This window comes from Sorangium sp. So ce367 (assembly GCF_051520455.1).
Classification (GTDB): Bacteria; Myxococcota_A; Polyangia; order Polyangiales; family Polyangiaceae; genus Sorangium; species Sorangium cellulosum_B.
This window is the reverse complement of record NZ_CP150334.1, coordinates 8,261,481-8,278,466: the sequence shown is the minus strand read 5'-3', so window position 1 is coordinate 8,278,466 and position 16,986 is coordinate 8,261,481. Positions and strand designations below refer to the sequence as shown.

At 72.0% G+C, this 16,986-nt stretch carries 12 protein-coding genes; 7 read left to right on the top strand and 5 right to left on the bottom strand.

From position 1 onward, the window contains the following. The first annotated feature begins 23 nt into the window (after positions 1-23). Genes nusA through rbfA form a run of 5 tightly spaced genes read left to right on the top strand, consistent with a single transcriptional unit; the run spans position 24 to position 6,746 of the window. Positions 24-1,667 carry a transcription termination factor NusA gene (gene nusA, locus WME97_RS31350; RefSeq protein ID WP_437293702.1) on the top strand — a complete coding sequence of 548 codons (1,644 nt, stop codon included), beginning with the start codon at positions 24-26 and terminating at the stop codon, positions 1,665-1,667. 39 nt (positions 1,668-1,706) lie between these two features. Next, positions 1,707-2,846 (top strand): YlxR family protein, encoded by a 1,140-nt coding sequence (locus WME97_RS31345; RefSeq protein ID WP_437542715.1) that lies wholly within the window; start codon positions 1,707-1,709, stop codon positions 2,844-2,846. A 15-nt stretch (positions 2,847-2,861) separates the two neighbouring features. Then, positions 2,862-5,972 (top strand): translation initiation factor IF-2, encoded by a 3,111-nt coding sequence (infB, locus tag WME97_RS31340; protein ID WP_437542713.1) that lies wholly within the window; start codon positions 2,862-2,864, stop codon positions 5,970-5,972. Between the two features lie 10 nt (positions 5,973-5,982). Next, a complete protein-coding gene (locus WME97_RS31335) occupies positions 5,983-6,378 on the top strand; it encodes a DUF503 domain-containing protein (RefSeq protein WP_437542711.1) in 396 nt (131 codons plus the stop codon). Continuing rightward, positions 6,375-6,746 (top strand): 30S ribosome-binding factor RbfA, encoded by a 372-nt coding sequence (gene rbfA / locus WME97_RS31330; RefSeq protein ID WP_437542710.1) that lies wholly within the window; start codon positions 6,375-6,377, stop codon positions 6,744-6,746. Before WME97_RS31335 ends, rbfA begins: the two co-directional genes overlap by 4 nt. Positions 6,747-6,785: 39 nt before the next feature. Here the strand turns inward: rbfA and aat are convergent, their stop codons facing one another. The 4 genes from aat to WME97_RS31310 all read right to left on the bottom strand — a co-directional run bounded on the left by aat (position 6,786) and on the right by WME97_RS31310 (position 12,398). Then, on the bottom strand, positions 6,786-7,508 hold the full coding sequence (gene aat, locus WME97_RS31325; RefSeq protein WP_437542708.1) for a leucyl/phenylalanyl-tRNA--protein transferase: 723 nt from the start codon (positions 7,506-7,508) through the stop codon (positions 6,786-6,788). Positions 7,509-7,569: 61 nt separating this feature from the next. Further along, a complete protein-coding gene (locus WME97_RS31320) occupies positions 7,570-8,571 on the bottom strand; it encodes a glycosyltransferase (protein ID WP_437542706.1) in 1,002 nt (333 codons plus the stop codon). Between the two features lie 54 nt (positions 8,572-8,625). Further along, positions 8,626-9,381: a hypothetical protein gene (locus tag WME97_RS31315; protein WP_437542704.1), complete on the bottom strand. Its 756-nt coding sequence runs from the start codon at positions 9,379-9,381 to the stop codon at positions 8,626-8,628. Between the two features lie 86 nt (positions 9,382-9,467). Beyond that, positions 9,468-12,398, bottom strand: coding sequence for a carboxypeptidase regulatory-like domain-containing protein (locus WME97_RS31310; protein WP_437542702.1), 2,931 nt, complete (start codon positions 12,396-12,398; stop codon positions 9,468-9,470). 358 nt (positions 12,399-12,756) lie between these two features. Here WME97_RS31310 and WME97_RS31305 point away from each other — a divergent pair, with 358 nt between their 5' ends. Together WME97_RS31305 and WME97_RS31300 are read left to right on the top strand one after the other, a co-directional pair. Continuing rightward, entirely contained in the window at positions 12,757-14,184 is a 1,428-nt protein-coding gene (locus tag WME97_RS31305) for a sigma-54-dependent transcriptional regulator (protein WP_437542700.1), read from the top strand. Then, entirely contained in the window at positions 14,181-15,188 is a 1,008-nt protein-coding gene (locus WME97_RS31300) for an ABC transporter ATP-binding protein (RefSeq protein ID WP_437542698.1), read from the top strand. The genes WME97_RS31305 and WME97_RS31300 overlap by 4 nt, the downstream gene beginning before the upstream one ends. A gap of 195 nt (positions 15,189-15,383) precedes the next feature. On the opposite strand, the gene glmM is transcribed toward WME97_RS31300, so the two are convergent. Next, positions 15,384-16,826: a phosphoglucosamine mutase gene (gene glmM / locus WME97_RS31295; protein WP_437542696.1), complete on the bottom strand. Its 1,443-nt coding sequence runs from the start codon at positions 16,824-16,826 to the stop codon at positions 15,384-15,386. Positions 16,827-16,986: the final 160 nt, after the last annotated feature.

The following is a 16,986-nucleotide window of genomic DNA, read 5'->3' as shown; positions in this document are numbered from 1 at the left end:
AAAGATCAGGAGACAGGGACGTCATGGCAACGATGGCAGCGATGCCGACCTCGGAGACGAGCCTCGGCAGCATCCTCGATCAGGTCGCGAAGGAGAAGGGGATCGACAAGAAGATCCTCGTCGAGACGATCGAGGCCGCGATCTTGAAGGCCGCGCAGAGCGTCTTCGGCCCCACCCGCGAGCTCGAGGCGCGCTTCAACGAGGACACCGGGCAGATCGACCTCTTCCAGTACATGACGGTGGTCGAGGCCGTGACGGAGCCGGAGCGCGAGATCTCCATCACTGACGTGGACAAGCTGAAGCTGGATGCGACCCTGGGCGAGGAGCTCGGCTTCCAGGTCTTCTGGCGGCCCGAGGACGCGGAGAAGGCGCGCGATCAGGACAAGGAATACGGCGACATCCTGAAGCTCAAGCACGGCCGCACGACCTTCGGGCGCATCGCCGCGCAGACGGCGAAGCAGGTCCTGCTGCAGCGCGTGCGCGACGCCGAGCGCGATCTCATCTTCAACGAGTACAAGGATCGCAAGGGCGAGCTCATCCGCGGCATCGTGCGGCGGTTCGAGAAGGGCAACAACATCATCGTCGACATCGGCCGCACCGAGGGCGTGCTCACGTTCCGCGAGCAGACGCCGCGCGAGACGTACCGGCCCGGGGACCGCATCGTGGCGTACGTGAAGGACATCGATCGCGAGGCCCGCGGCCCGCAGGTCATCCTCTCTCGCTCCGATCCCCGGCTCGTCGAGAAGCTCTTCGAGGCCGAGGTCCCCGAGATCTACGAGGGCATCGTGCGGATCGTGTCGGTCGCCCGGGAGCCGGGCGCCCGCTCGAAGATCGCGGTGACCAGCCGCGACGCGGACGTCGACCCGGTGGGCGCGTGCGTGGGCATGAAGGGCTCGCGCGTGCAGGCGGTCGTCCAGGAGCTCCGCGGCGAGAAGATCGACATCGTGCCGTTCGATCGGGATCCGGCGCGCTACGTCATCGCCGCGATCCAGCCGGCCGAGGTGCACAAGGTGATCGTCGACGAGGCCGACGGGCGCATGGAGCTCGTGGTCCCGGACGAGAAGCTGTCGCTCGCGATCGGGCGCAAGGGCCAGAACGTGCGGCTCGCCGCGCAGCTGACGAACTGGAAGCTCGACATCATCAGCGAGACCAAGTTCAAGCAGATGGAAGAAGAGGCGATCTCCGCCTTGCAGCAGATGGACGTGGTGACGGAGCAGATCGCCAAGTCCATGTACCGGCTCGGCTTCCGCGCGCTCGAGGAGGTCAGCGAGGCCTCGGTCGAGGAGCTCGCGGCCATCCCGGGTCTCGGCGGCGTCGAGGCCGCCGATCGCATCAAGTCGCAGGCGGACACGACGATGGAGCGGCTGCGGCAGGAGCGCATCCGCTCCGCGAGCTCGCGCACCGAGCCGCTCACCGACCGCGAGCGGCTGATGTTCATCCGCGGCGTCGGCGATCGGACGGTGGTGTTGCTCGAGGAGGCCGGGTATCGCAGCGTCGAGGACGTGCTGCGGGAGGACGAGGATCGGCTGGCGATCCGCACCGGCCTCGGCATCAAGAAGGCGCGCGCCATCAAGCAGGGGGCGCGGGATTTCGTTGAAAGCGAGCAGAAGGTGCTCGATGCGGCGCGGGCGGACGTTCGTCGCGCCGCAGAAGTGAGGCACGCGTAGGCTGCGAGGAGAAGCAGAGGGCCGAGGATGGGATCAGCAGTGAGCAGACAGAGCGACGCGGGTGAGCGTGAGCCCTTCGAGAAGGGGCGAGTGCGCACGTGCGTCGGCTGCGGGGAGCGCGTCGGCGTCGACGACGTCCGCGGCGCTCGTCCGCTCGTCCGGCTCATCCTTGGTCCCGGCGGTGTGGTCGCGGTCGATCCCGGCGACGGCGGGTTCGGGCGGGGCGCACACGTCCACCCGCAGCAGGGCTGCCTCTCGGCGGCGGTCGCCCGGGGGCTCGCCCGCGCCGCGAAGGGACGTGTCCACGCGATCGTGGGGGCCGCTGGAGGAGGCGCCGAGGGCGCCGGCGATCAGGCGCAGGGCGTCGAGCCGCTCACGACCGTCTCGCTGGCGCGGGCGATCCGAGGGGCTACCGAGCGCCGGCTCCACGGGCTCGTCCGTGCCGCCGTGCGCTCCCAGAGCGCGGCGATCGGCGCCGATGCGGTCGTTGGGTCGTGCGTGCGCGGTGAGGCCGCGCTCGTCCTGGTCGCGTGCGACGCCGCGGCAGGCGCGGATCTGCCGGAGGTCCGGCGCGCCGTAGCCGAAGGGCGCGCCGTCGCGTGGGGCAGCAAGCAGGGGCTCGGCGCCCTGGCGGGCGGCCCGCGCGAGCGCGACGTGGCGGTGATGGCGATCTCGGCGGCGTCGATCGCCGCTGCCATCGCGAACGCCGCGCACGTCGTGGACACGTGCGCGCGCGTCGAGCGGGGCGAGGACGCCGCGGAGGGCGGGCGCCGCGGGGCCGGTCGCAGGGGGCGGCCTTCGCGCAGCGCGGCCGCCCGATCGGAGGAGGGTGGGAGCCCCGAGCAACGCAAGGCGCCGCCTGGCCATGCTGGCCTCTCGCGTCGCCGCGGGCCGGGGACGTCGGGCGTGGAGCGCGAGAACTCCGGGGCCGGGGTTCTCTCGGCGTCCGAGGATGTCGGGGGAAGACCCGGCAGCCTGGAGGGCGCGCTTACCAGCCGCGACGAGCGGCGGGTGCCGGAGAGTGAGTCCGGTCGGCTTCTTGCTACTGCGCCGGGCATGGGGGGAGGCGGCGCGGTCGGGGGCAGGGCGGCGGTGTCCGGTCCTACCGGACGCGCCTCGACGGTGGACAGAGTGGCCGCAAATCGTCGCCCGCGCGGATGGGTGAGGCGGATTGGTTAACGTGGAGCGAGGTGCATGAGCAAAGTCCGGGTCTACGAGGTCGCCAAGCAGCTGAACATGGACCAGAAGACGCTGGTCGCGCTCTTCCAGTCCATGGGTATAGGCGACGTGCGCAATCACATGAGCGCCGTCGAGTCCGACGTCGTCGAGCGGGTGAAGCGGCACCTCGAGCGGCAAAAGTCGCCTGAGGTGGTGGAGGAGAGGATCCGCCCCACGGTCGTCAAGCGCCGCGCACGGCCCGGGGCAGAGCCCGAGCCGTCCTCGCCGGGCCGCGGGCCTGACCTGTCGGAGGCGCCCGTTCGCGCTGCTCCGGAGCCTGCGCCCTCTCGGCCTGCGGCTGAGCCCGCTCTGGCTTCGCCGCCGCTCGAGCGCGCCGCTCAGGAAGACGCGCCCCGTCGCCCCGTTGCGCCGCCCGCCGCTCCCGTCGCAGCGCCCTCGGCGCCGGCCCCCGAGCCGGTCGTCGCCGTGAACCCGCGCGAGCCTGCTCCCGCACCCGCGCCCAATGCGCCTGCCCCGGCGATGCCGCCTGTTGCGGCTGCGCCCCCTGCGCCGCCGCCCCCGGCGGCTCCCGCTCCCGCAGCAACCGCGCCTGCCGCGGCGTCCGCGGCCGCGGAGGAGACGAAGGTGACCTCGCCCGAGCCGAAGCCTGCGCCGCCTGTCGCGGCGCCGCCCGCCACCGCCGCCGCGCCGGCGCCCGTCCCCGCCGCGGCTGCGCCCGAGGCGCCAGCTGCCGCCCCCGCGCAGGCGGCTGCGCCCGCGCCGATCCCTGCGCCTGCCGCAGCGCCCGCAGCAGCGGCGCCTGCCGCAGCGCCTGCGCCTGCCGCAGCGCCTGCGCCTGCCGCAGCAGCTGCAGCGCCCGGAGCAGCCGCGGCGCAGACGCCGACCCGGCCGCAAGCCGCGCCCTCGGCGCCCGCGCCTGCGCCTGCGCAGGGGGCGTCGAGGCCGACGTCGCCGCCGCCCGCGCCGCAGCGGCCTGCAGCTCCGGCCGCCGCCCGCCCGGGCGCTCGGCCGACCACGCCGCCTGCGCCGGCGCCCGCGGCCAAGCCGGAAGAGCCGGCCGGCGCGCCGGGACAGGCGCCGCGTCGCCCGTCCTCGCCGCCAAAGACCGGCATCGAGGTCTGGCAGGGGCGCCCCGGCGTCACGATGCCGGCTGCACGCACCGGCACACCGCCGGCGCGCCGCACGACCTACGATCCGCGCGCCAACGCCCAGCAAGCGCGCCCTGGCGGTCCTAGCTTCGGTCCGGGCGGCCGGCCCATGGGCGGTCGGAACACTCGCCCGGGGATGTTCGGGCGGCCGCGCCCGGGAGGCGGGCTCCCGCGCAAGCCGGTCCAGGTCTCCACGCAGGAGATGGCCTCGCACAAGAAGGTCATCAAGATCGAGGAGCAGGTCACGCTTCAGCAGCTCGCCGCGAAGATGAGCCTGAAGGCGACGGACGTGCTCATGCGGCTCCTGTCGATGGGCATGACGGGCGTGAACATCAACAGCACGCTCGACGCCGAAACCGCGAAGATCCTCGCCAGCGAGTTCGGCTGGAGCGTCGAGGACGTGGCCGTCAGCGAGCAGGACACGCTGACCGCGGCCATGCAGGCCGGGGCCGACACCGACGAGGAGGTCGAGATCCGGCCGCCCATCGTCACCGTCATGGGCCACGTCGACCACGGCAAGACCTCGCTCCTCGACAGGATCAGGAAGGCCACGGTCGCCGAGGGAGAGGCCGGCGGGATCACCCAGCACATCGGCGCTTACCGCGTCGAGACGCCGCGCGGCACGATCGCGTTCCTCGACACGCCGGGCCACGAGGCGTTCACGGCGATGCGCGCCCGCGGCGCCTCGCTCACCGACATCGTGATCCTGGTGGTCGCGGCCGACGACGGCGTGATGCCTCAGACCAAGGAGGCGATCTCGCACGCCCAGGCCGCGAAGGTGCCGATCCTCGTCGCGGTGAACAAGATCGACAAGCCGGGCGCCGACGCCGACAAGATCAAGCGCGACCTCGCCGCGCTCGGGTTGCAGCCCGAGGAGTGGGGCGGCGAGACGATGTTCTGCAGCGTGTCGGCGAAGTTGGGGCAGGGCATCGACCAGCTCCTCGAGTCGGTCCTGCTCCTCGCCGAGGTCCAGGACCTCCGCGCCAACCCGAAGAAGCGCGCCAGCGGCACCGTCATCGAGGCGCTGCTCGATCGTGGCCGCGGCCCGGTCGCGCGCGTCATGGTCCAGGACGGCACGCTCCGCACGGGCGACATCCTCCTGGCCGGCGCCGCGTGGGGCAAGGTCCGGGCGATGACCGACGAGCTCGGGCGCTCCGTCGCCGAGGCCGGCCCCGCGACGCCCGTCGAGGTCCTCGGCCTCAACGAGGTGCCGAGCGCGGGCGATCCCGTCCACGCCGTCAAGGACGGGAAGACCGCGGAGGAGATCGCCGAGACCCGCCGCAAGAAGGCGTCGAAGACGCTCATCCCGCAGGATTCGCGCGTCTCGCTCGAGTCCATCACGAAGAACCTGCAGGAGGCCGATCAGCTCGAGCTCAAGCTGATCATCAAGGGCGACGTGCAGGGCTCGGTCGAGGCGATCGTCCACGCGCTGGCGAAGCTCTCGACCCAGAAGGTGAAGGTCACGATCGTGAACGGCGCCGTCGGTGGCATCACCGAGGGCGACGTCAACCTGGCGGTCGCGTCGAAGGCGATCATCGTCGGCTTCAACGTCAGGCCGGCCGGCAAGGCGGGCGCTCTGGCCGAGAACGAAGGCGTCGAGATCCGGCTCTACAACATCATCTACAACGCCGTCGACGACATCCGAAGCGCGATGGAGGGGCTCCTCCCCGCGACCAAGGTGGAGAAGGTCCTCGGCCGCGCCGAGGTCCGCCAGGTCTTCAAGATCACGAAGGCGGGCACGGTCGCCGGCTGCATGGCCATCAGCGGCTCGGTCAAGCGCACCGGCGAGGCGCGCCTCATCCGGGACAACGCCGTGGTCTGGACGGGTCGCCTGTCCGGGTTGCGCCGGTTCAAGGATGACGTGAAAGAGGTGGTCGAGGGGTTCGAGTGCGGTATCTCGCTCGAGGGCTACTCGGACATCAAGGAGCGCGACATCATCGAGAGCTTCGAGATCGAAGAGGTCAAGACGAAGCTCTGAGCCTCATCCGATGTTCGTGGGTGTACTCCGTCTCCGTCTCGATATCGTCGGGGCCCGCTCTCTCAAGGACAAGCGCAGCGTGGTGCGCTCCTTGAAGGAGCGGGCGCAGGGCCGGATGCGCGTTTCGATCGCCGAGGTCGGCGTGCTCGACGATCCGAGGCGGGCGACGCTCGGCGTCGCGGTCGTCTCGAACTCGTCGGTCATGTGCGATAAGGTCCTCGCGGACGTGGCCGCGATGGCGGGGTCGCTGCCGCACGCCGTCCTCACGGATCGGGCGACCGAGATCGTGCCGTTCGGCGATGGAGGCGCTGGGGTGCAGGGCGGCATCGAGCAGGCGCTCGGCCGTGACGATGGAGATCTGGGAGCGTCCTCGGACATGTTCGAGGACGCAGAGGACGACGAATGAGCGGCGTGGTGAAGCGGGCGACGCGGGTCGCCGAGCGGCTCCGTGAGGAACTGTCCAACCTGCTCCGGGATCTGCGTGATCCGCGGATCGCCGGCGTGCTCGTGTCGCGCGTGGAGATCACCGACGACCTGCAGAGCGCGAAGGTCCACGTGCGCCACGAGTTCGGCGCGGAGGACGCAGCGGCGCGCCGCGCCCTGCTCAAGGGGCTAGAGGCGGCGTCGGGTCGGCTGCGCAGGGACGTCGCCCGCACGATGGGGCTGCGCGTGGTGCCGACGCTGCGCTTCTTTTACGACGAAGGGCCCGACGCCGAGCGGCGGATCGAGGAGCTGCTCCGAGAGATCAAGGACGGCTCGGGCGGCGAGCGCTAGCGCGGGGTCGAGCGGCGTGCGGCCGAAGCTCGGCGGCGATCAACGCGAGATGAGCCGCTCGATCGCCTGCGGGGGATCGAGGTCGAAGCGCCACGGTCCCAGCCTCGTCGGGGCGTCGAGCGCCGCCTTCAGCGCGCCGAGGAACTCGCGCCGCGGCCACTCCACGGCGCCGAATCGCTCCAGGTGGTCCGTGTACACCTGGCAGTCCACCAGCGCGAAGTCCCAGGCGACGAGGTTCCCGAGGAGCGTCGCGAACGCGACCTTCGAGGCGTCGGGCGCGCGCGCGAACATCGACTCGCCGAAGAACATCCGCCCCAGCGACACGCCGTAGAGGCCGCCGACGAGCTCGCCGTTCGACCACGCCTCGATGCTGTGCGCGACCCCGGCGGCGTGCAGCGCCGTGTAGCCGGCGATGAGCTCCTCGGTGATCCACGTGCCGTTCTGCCCAGGCCGCGGCGCGGCGCTGCAGGCCTGCATGACCCGCTCGAACGCCGTGTCGGTCCGCACCTCGATCTCGCCCCGGCGCACCCGCTTGCGCAGCGAGTGCGGGACGTGCGCCTCGCGCGGCGGCAGGACGAAGCGCGGATCCGGGGAGAACCAGAGCAGCGGCAGCCCCTCGTGTGGCCAGGGGAAGATGCCCCGACGGTAGCCGGCCAGCAGCCGCTCCGGCGAGGCCTCGCCGCCCACGGCCACGATCCCCTCCGGGGTCGCGCGCTCTGGCGGAGGGAAGTCGAGCTTGCTCGTGAGCACCGGGACCCGCATCGCTGTGGGATCGAATCCTCCCAAAAGAGCGCGCGGTTGCAAAGCGTCGCCTGGCGCGCGCTCAGGAGGCGCACACGTAGTCGGAGCCCTCGACGAAGCCGCGCGCCGCGAGGTGGCCGCGGATGAGCGCGCGCGCCCCCCGCGCCCCCACGGCGACGACGAGGGTCTCTGCGCCGCGCTCCAGCCGCGACGGGTCGACGATCGGCGCGCCCTGCGCGATCCGGCCGATCTTGCGCGGATCGATGTCCACGAACCGCGCGGGCGCCACGCCGTTCCGGGCGAGCGCCCTCGCCAGCCGCCGGCCCGTCTTTCCCGCGCCCCACACGGCCACCGGGCGCGCTGGGCCCAGCTTCCTCGCGAGGTAGTGCGCCTTTGCCTCGAGGAACCGCGCGATCGCGTACCGCGGATCGGCGAAGGTGGCGCGCCCCTCGCGGTGCCGCCAGCGCAGGCCGAGCTCCGGGAGCTTCGCTATCCGCGCGCCCGCGGCGTCGAGGCGCAGCCACAGGTCGTAGTCCTCCGCCCACGGGACCTCCCGGAACCCGCCCACCTGCTCCAGCGCGCTCCGCCGCAACATCACCGACGGGTGGCACAGCGGGGACTCCACGAACATCTCGCGCGCGTGATCCTCCGGGGTGACGATCGAGTTCAGCCAGTCGACGTAGCGCAGCATGCCCTCGCCGATCGGCCCGGCAGCGAACGCCTCGACGCGGGCCCCGACGACGCCGAGCCGCGGATCCCGGAGGAGCGTCTCCGCTTGTCGCGCGAGCCGCTCGCCGACCGAGATGTCGTCGCCATCCATGCGGGCGAGGAGCTCGCCGCGCGCCACCTCCGCCGCGCGCGAGAGCGCCTGCGCGATCCCCACACCGCCCGTCGCGACCTGGAGGACGCGGCGATCGCGCTGCGCGATGCGCGCGACCCTGGCAGGGCCGCCGTCCGTCGACCCGTCGTCCACGGCGACCACCTCCAGGTCGACCGCGCGCTCGGCGAGCACGCTCTCCAGCGCCTCCTCGATCGTCGCTTCCGCCTGCCGGTATGGAAGCAAGACCGAGACGAGCGGCGCCACGCGGAGACCATGGCGGCGCGCCCGCGCAGCGTCCACAAGAACGGGCGAGGACGCCTAGCGCTTCTTGAAGTCGCCGAGGTGCGTGATGTACCAGCGGCCCTGCCACGAGATGATCGTGTGGACGTCCAGGCTCGCCGGCTTCCCGTCGATCTCGTACTTCAGCTTGCCGTGAAAGGAGCGGTAATAGCCGATCTTGTTGACCTCGTCCCCCGGAGGCACCCACTTCGGCTTGGAGCCCACCACGAAGCCGACGTACCGCGCCCCCTCCCAGCTCTTGCGCTTCCGATGCATCGACTTCACGTCGTTCACGTAAGCGGCGTGGAGGTTGTCCCAGTACTTGCCGGGGTCCTTCACGTCCTTGAGCGGGATGAACGGCTCCTTGGGGAACCAGAAGGGCTCGGCCAGCGCCGGCTCCTTCTTCACGATGGCGTCGAACAACGCACTGGCGCGCGCCGTGAGCTCCTCGCTCTCGAGCGCCGGCAGGATCTTGTTGTCCGCGCGGGCGGAGGTCGCGGCGCTGGGGTCGGCGCCTGCGCTGGGCGCCGCTCCTGGGCCGGGCGATGCGTCGGGCGCGTCGGCGGCCGCGCGATCGCCCCCGTCCTGCGGCGGCTCCGGCGCGCTTGCGTCCTCCGGGCGAGGCGCTGACGCCACCTCGGCCGCGCTGGCGCCTGCCGTCGCTGCTGCCGCCGTCGGCGCGGCGCCGACCGAGGAGGGCCGGGCGCTCTCGGCTGGCCGGGCATCGGGCGCCGGGGTGGGCGCTGCGCAACCCGCCACCACAACCAGCGCGGTCGCGATGACCTGCTTGATCATGCGCGTGCCCTATCGCAGCGCCCCGGCGCCGACAAGCGACGCCGAGGCGCGGCCGGATGCGGGGCCCGCCCGGCGGCGGACCTGGCTCACTTCTCCACGATGATGAACTGAACGCGCCTGTTCTTGGCCTTGTTCGCGGGCGTGACGTTCGGCGCGACGGGGCGGTCCTGTCCATAGCCCTTCGCGAGCAGCCGCGAGCCGTCGACGCCAGCCCGGATCAGCCAGGCGCGCACCGCGTTCGCCCGGGCCTCGCTGAGCGTCTGGTTGTGCTCACGCCCGCCCGTGTTGTCGGTGTGCCCCTGGATCTCGACCTTGCGGATGTTCGGATTCCGCTGGAGCACGTCCGCGATCTCCTCCATCAGCGCGTTCGAGTCGCCGAGGATCTTCGCCGAGTCGGTCTCGAAGTGGATCTGCCGCGAGATCTTGATCTCGTTGCCCAGCACCTTCACGAGCGAGATCTTCGGCCGCTTGTTCACCGTGAGGGCGGCGCGCGTGTCCTCGCTCGTCCGGACGTCGGCCTGGTTGACGTGGTTCATGTAGCCCTGCGCCTCGACCTTGAGCGTCACCGCGCCGGCCGGCAGGTCGGGGAAACGGAAGGCGCCGCTGCCGTCGGCCGTCGCCGTCTGCTCGCGGCCCGCAGCGTCGACCAGCCGGATCGTCGCGCCAGCGACCGCGTCCCCGCTCTCCGCGTCCTTCACCGTCCCGACGATGTTGCCCGTCTTGGGCAGCGCCTCGAGCGAGCAGTCGACGTCCACGAACGTCGGCCCCTGCGGCTGCGTCGGGCTCGGCGCAGCGCCAGGCCCTCCCGGCTGCGGACCGAAGGGACCTGGCTGTCCGGGCTGCGGGCCGAAGGGCCCAGGCTGTCCGGGCTGCGGACCGAAGGGACCCGGCTGTCCGGGCTGCGGGCCGAAGGGCCCAGGCTGTCCGGGCTGCGGACCGAAGGCGCCGGGCTGCCCGGGCTGCGGACCGAAAGGCCCAGGCTGTCCGAGTTGCGGACCGAAGGCGCCGGGCTGCCCGGGCTGCGGACCGAAGGCGCCGGGCTGCCCGGGTTGCGGGCCGAAAGGCCCAGGCTGCCCGGGTTGCGGGCCGAACGCCCCGGGTTGCCCCGGCGCTGCCCCGCCAGGGAGGATCGTCGCCTGGCAGGTGCCGGGCTTGTACCCGTTCGCCCGGATGTTGAAGGTGTACGTCCCCGGATCGAGGTGCCGTGTGAGGAAGCGGCCGTCCGGCCCTGTCGCGTACGGCGGCTGAGCCGCGCCCTCGATCGTCACGATGGCGTCCGCCACCGCCCCGTCGGGCTTGTTCTGCTCGTGCACGAAGCCGCGCGCGAAGGTCTGCGGCGCCGGCACGAGCTGCGGCGGCTCCTTGATGATCTGCGGCGCGGGGGCCGGCGGCGGCTCCTTCTGCTTCGTGTCGTACGCATAGCCAATCCCGAGATAGAGCGTCCACGGCGCCTGAGGCGCGACCTCCTCGATGAACACGGAGGTCGCCGACAGGCCGAGATCGAACGCCGCGTGCCCGGAGAGCCCGCGGAACGCCTTCTCGAACGGCGTCACCCGCACGCCGAGCGACAGCCGCGACGGCGCCGCGGCATAACCCGGTCCGCCCTGGTTCTGCGGGTCAGGAGACGCGAAGTCGTCGAGCCCGAGGCAGACGTCGCCGCGCGACACGGTCTTCGTGTGGCACTCGTAACCCTGCCGGTTCACCGGGATGTCGAGGGTGTACTCCAGGTAAGGCTGCACCTTCGGCAGCGGCACCTCGACGCCGAGGTGGGTCTGGAAGAAGTCGACGCGGTTGATGCCGAGCCCGAACCGCTCGATCCGCGAGATCGGCTGCCGCTCGCGATCGTCCGTGAACGCCTTCGCGCGCGCCTTCTCGACCTCCTCCACGAGGACGCCGGAGTTGTCGAGCTTGTAGCCGAGGTTCACGTTCACCCGCAGCGGGAACCCCTTGCCCTGCGGCTTGCGCAGATCGAGCGACGCGAGCCCGCGGAAGACCGCGCTCGTGCCGCCGCCGGCGAGGCCGACGCTGCCGGTCCCGTTGAGCAGGAGCAGCTGCGCCTCGCCGCCGAAGGAGAACGGCTTGCCGATCTTCGTGGGGGTGAACGCCTTCACGCCGAACGTCGTGTCGCCGAGCACCTGCAGCAGCCGCGGGCGACCCTGATCGTTCGCGTTCGCGAACGTGCGGATCGACGCGTACCCCTCGAGGAAGGGCAGGGGGGTCGCGTTCAGCGCGAAGAACGCTCCGACGTGGCTCGCCGAGTCCTCCTTCGCGTCAGGACCGCACGTGATCGGGTGACCGGCGAGCGTCGACTCCGCCGGATCGCAGAGGAAGCCGCTCGTGGAGAACCAGTCGAGCAGGAACGACACCCGGAAGGTGCCCGGCGCGCCCGAGCCCGCGTACGACGTCCTGAGGAGGCCGGTCGAGCCCCACAGGTTCGGCTGCGCGGTGAGGGAGAGCGCCCGCTCCTCCTCGTCCCACGCGGTGGATGTCGGCGCCGTCGCGCTGGCCTGGAGGCCCTGATCACCGACCGACGCCTGCGCGCCGAAAGAGACGCTCCCGTCCGGCGGCGGTTGGCCCGGCTGCGGCCCGAACTGCGGCGGAGCGTCGCCCGGAAAGCCCGGCTGCGGCCCGAAGGGGCCGGGCTGACCTGGCTGCGGCCCGAAGGAGCCGGGCTGACCTGGCTGCGGCCCGAAGGAGCCGGGCTGACCTGGCTGCGGCCCGAAGGAGCCGGGCTGACCTGGCTGCGGCCCGAAGGGGCCGGGCTGACCTGGCTGCGGCCCGAAGGGGCCGGGCTGACCTGGCTGCGGCCCGAAGGGGCCGGGTTGCACGGGAGGTTGCTCGGGCCCGAAAGCGCCGGGCGGCTGCGCGGGCTGGCCTGGGATCGGCTGAGGTCCGAAGGGCGGCTGCGGCTGCTGCGCCTCGGCAGCGGCCGCGAGCGTGAGCGAGCCGACGAGCGGCAGCGCCGTGAGCGCAGCGCGCCGGGGCCTGTCGGCAAACACCTTCCGAAGCGTATGCATCGAGCCTCACCCGCGAGATCGAACAAGGAAACGCCCGCCAATCGGGACGGTGGAGACCTCGCGCGCGGCCCGTTGTATCACTCCGGGCGGCGCGTGAAACAGCGGTTTTCGCTGGCAGCAGCTCCGCGACAGGCGCGCCGCACGGCTCGATAAGTACGGCATCCCCGCGCGGTGACGCCGAGCCCTTCGGCCTTCTCTGCGCGAGGCACGGCGCCGCGCCGGCGCCGAGGCACGGCGCCGCGCCGGCGCCTCGGTCGCAAACGTGCTCGACCAGAGCGCCCGCGGTCCCCGCCGCCGCTCGGCCGGGGCCGAGCAGCCGTCCAATTCCGCGGACGCGCATGCTAGGAAAGCCATCACCATGGCATCCCGCGGGCGCATCCTGATCGTCGACGACGAGGCCAACGCGCGCGCGGCGCTCTCGGAGATCCTCCGCGAGGAGGGGTACACCACCGAGACCGCGGCCGACGGCTTCAAGGCGCTCGGCAAGCTCGAGGAGTTCGCGCCCGACGTGGTCCTGACCGATCTGAAGATGCCTGGGCTCGACGGCATCCGGATGATGGAGAAGGCGCAGCTCGCGCTGCCAGACGCGACCTTCGTCGTCATGACCGCGTTCGGCACCATCTCGAGCGCGGTCGAGGCCGTGAAGAAGGGCGCGTACAACTACCTGACGAAGCCGCTCGATTTCTCGGTGCTCGCGGTCGTGGTCGAGCGCGCGGTGGAGCGGGCGCGGCTCCTCCAGGAGAACTCGCGGCTGCGCGAGCGGCTGCGCGAGCGCAACGCGTTCGGGCACGTGATCGCGAGCCACCCGAGCATGGCGAAGGTCCTCCGGCTGGTCGAGCAGGTGGCGCCGAGCCGCGCGAGCGTGCTGATCGTGGGCGAGACGGGCACGGGCAAGGAGCTCATCGCCGAGATGATCCACCGCGCCAGCCCGCGGGCGAAGGCGCCGCTCGTCCGGCTGAACTGCGCCGCGCTGAGCGAGTCGCTCCTCGAGAGCGAGCTGTTCGGCCACGAGCGCGGCGCCTTCACCGGCGCCGTCGGACGCCGCGAGGGCCGCTTCGAGCAGGCGAGCGGCGGCACCCTGTTCCTGGACGAGGTGAGCGAGATCCCGCTCGCCACACAGGTGAAGCTCCTGCGCTTCCTGCAGGAGCGGACGTTCGAGCGGGTGGGCGGCAACGAGACGCTCAAGATCGACGTGCGGATCCTCGCCGCGTCGAACCGCGATCTGCGCCAGCGCATCGCCGAGGGGGTGTTCCGCGAGGACCTCTATTACCGGCTCAACGTCGTCACCCTGGAGATCCCGCCGCTCCGCGAGCGCCGGAGCGACATCCCCGAGCTCGCGACGTTCTTCCTCGGCCGCTACGCGCAGGAGAACGGCAAGCGCATCGAGGGCTTCACCGACGAGGCGCTGTCGGCGCTGACGTCCTACTCGTTCCCCGGCAACGTGCGCGAGCTGGAGAACGCGATCGAGCGGGCGGCGGTGCTCTGCGACGGCGCGCGCATCGAGCTCCGGCACCTGCCGGCGCAGATGTCGTCCGAGCCGGCCGAGTCCGTCGACGCGATGCCGCGCGTCCCCGGGAGCACCATCTACGACCTGGAGCGCTACGCGATCCTGCGCACGCTCGAGGCGTGCAAGGGCTCGACCTCGAAGGCGGCGACGATCCTCGGGATCAGCCCGCGCAAGATCCAGTACAAGCTGCACGAGTACAGCGCGGCCAACGCGCGCGGCCGGGCGCGGCCGGGAGACGGCGCGCCGGGCGAGAGCCCCGAGGGGGAGGAGGGCGCATGAGCAACGCAGCCGAGCGCATCGTCGAGCCGCGCGACCGGGGTGCCGCGCCGGCCAGCTCCGCCGAGGAAGGGGCGCCGGAGGGCGAGCTGCTGATCGACGTCCGCGGCCTCCTGAAGACGTTCCGGGTGGGCTTCCTGCGCCGGAAGGCGGTCGAGGCGGTCAAGGGGGTGAGCTTCGACGTACGGCGCGGCGAGATCTTCGGCTTTCTCGGGCCGAACGGGGCCGGCAAGACGACGACGATCAAGATGCTGACGGGCCTCATCGCCCCGACCGGCGGCGAGGCGTACCTGTTCGGCGCGCGCGTACCGTCGCCCGAGGCGCGCCGAAAGATCGGCTTTCTGCCGGAGAACCCGTACGTCTACCCCTACCTCACCCCGCGCGAGTTCGTGGAGCTCTGCGGCCGCCTCTCCGGGATGCGCGGCGCTGCGCTGCGCAGGCGGGCGATGGAGGTGCTCGATCAGGTGAAGATCGCGTACGCGGCGGATCGGCAGGTGCGCCGGCTGTCGAAGGGGATGCTGCAGCGCACGGGGCTCGCGGCCGCGCTGGTCGCCGATCCGGAGATGCTGATCCTCGACGAGCCGATGAGCGGCCTCGATCCGGTCGGCCGCAAGGAGGTGCGCGATCTCATCTTCGCCGAGCGCGACCAGGGCCGGACGATCTTCTTCTCGACGCACATCCTGAGCGACGTCGAGGCGATGTGCGATCGCGTGGCGATCCTGCGCGAGGGCCAGGTGGTGGTGAGCGGCGCGATCCGCCAGCTGCTGCGGGGCGACGTGCTGCGCACCGAGGTCACCCTGGCGGGCGCGAGCGAAGGCCTCCTCGCCGATCTCGGCGCGAAGGGCTTCGCGACCACGCGCCGGGGCGACGTCGTCGTGGTCGACGTGGAGGGCGAGGCGCGCGTGCGCGACGTGCTGCGGGCGTCGCTCGCGGCGGGCGCGCAGGTCGTCGAGGTCGCGCCGCGCCGCGAGACGCTAGAAGACCTCTTCATGCGCCGCGCCCTGTAGCCAGCGCCGGCCTGTCCCCAAGACAGCGGTAGGCCCCCGGAGAGGGTGTCCTCTGCGCGGGGTGGGGGATGGGCCGATGTTTGAGGCGCACCCGTGGATCATCCGGCATCGCCGGATGATCCACGGGTGCGCCGAGTTCGGCGGGGCCCCCACCCCGCGCAGAGGACACCCTCTCCGGGGGCCGGGCAGCCCTGGCTACGCGGATGCCCCAGCGACGTCCTGCTTGGCCGCTTCGATGATCTCGAGCGCGTACGCCCCGATGGTCGACGCGTCCTCGCCCTCGACCATGACGCGGAGCTTCGGCTCCGTCCCGCTCCAGCGCACGAGGATCCGCCCCTTGTCGCCCAGCGTCTTCTCGATGCGATCCACGGTGACCCGCGTCCGCTGCATGCTGTCGAGCGGCAGCCGCGTCGCGAACGTCGCGTTCTCCAGGACCTGCGGCACCCGCTGCATCGCCTTGGAGGCGAGCTCGCTCAGCGGCTTGTCCTCCTCCATCATGATGGCGAGCACCTGCAGCGCCGCCACGATGCCGTCGCCCGTCGTCGCGTGGTCCAGGAAGATGAGGTGTCCCGACTGCTCGCCGCCGAACGAGTAGCCGCCGTTCCGCATCGCCTCGACGACGTAGCGATCCCCGACCGCCGTGCGGACGACGTGCCCGTTCTGGGCCTTGAGCGCCCGCTCGAGCCCGAGGTTCGACATCACCGTCGTCACGATCGTGTTCCGCGGCAGCTTGCCGGTGCGCAGCATCCGGAGCGCGCAGAGCGCCATGATCGCGTCGCCGTCCACGACCTCGCCGCGCTCGTCGACCATGATCACCCGGTCCGCGTCGCCGTCGAGCGCGATGCCGATGGCCGCGCCGCGCTTGAGCACCTCGGCCTTCACGTGCTCCGGGTGCAGGGCGCCGGTCTCGCGGTTGATGTTGCGGCCGTTCGGCTTCACGCCGAGCGCCGTCACGTTCGCGCCGAGCTCGGTGAACACCGAGGGCGCCACGCGGTACGCCGCCCCGTGCGCCGCGTCGACGACGATCTTCACGCCGTCGAGCGAGAGGGCCGTGGGGAACGTGTTCTTGCAGAACACGACGTACCGCCCGCGCGCGTCGTCGAGCTTCACCGCGCTGCCGATCCCCGCCCCGACCACCCGCGCCTCGTCGAGCTCGTGGCTCTCCATGAGCCGCTCGATCTCTTCCTCCGCGGTGTCGGGCAGCTTGTAGCCATCGGGCCCGAAGATCTTGATGCCGTTGTCCTGGTACGGGTTGTGGCTCGCGCTGATCACGACCCCGGCGTCGGCCCGCATGCTCTGCGTGAGCTGCGCGACCGCCGGCGTGGGGATCGGCCCGCTGAGCATCACGCGCCCGCCCATCGCGCACACGCCGGACGCGATCGCGGTCTCGAGCATGTAGCCGGACAGGCGCGTGTCCTTCCCGATCACCACCCGCACCTGCCGCGACTTCCCGTGGCTCGCGACGAACGCGATCGCTCGCCCGAGCCGCAGCGCCATCTCGGGCGTCATCGGCGGCTGGTTCGCCACGCCGCGCACCCCGTCGGTGCCGAAGAGCTTGCGGCCTGCGGCCTGCTTCTGCGGTTCGCCCGTCGCCGACGGAGCGCCCTCCCTAGGATCCTTCTTGGTGTGCTTCGGCACGGTCCCTCTCTGTGGTGTGGGGCTGAGGAGACCACCCTTAGCAACCTTTGCCAAGACGGCCTACGGCCAATCGCCGCCGCGGCGACATTGACGCGGCCTACATCGCGCCGCTTTGTGGCGTGGCCGCTATCGTGCCGCGTCTGCGCCGTTTTGCAGCGCA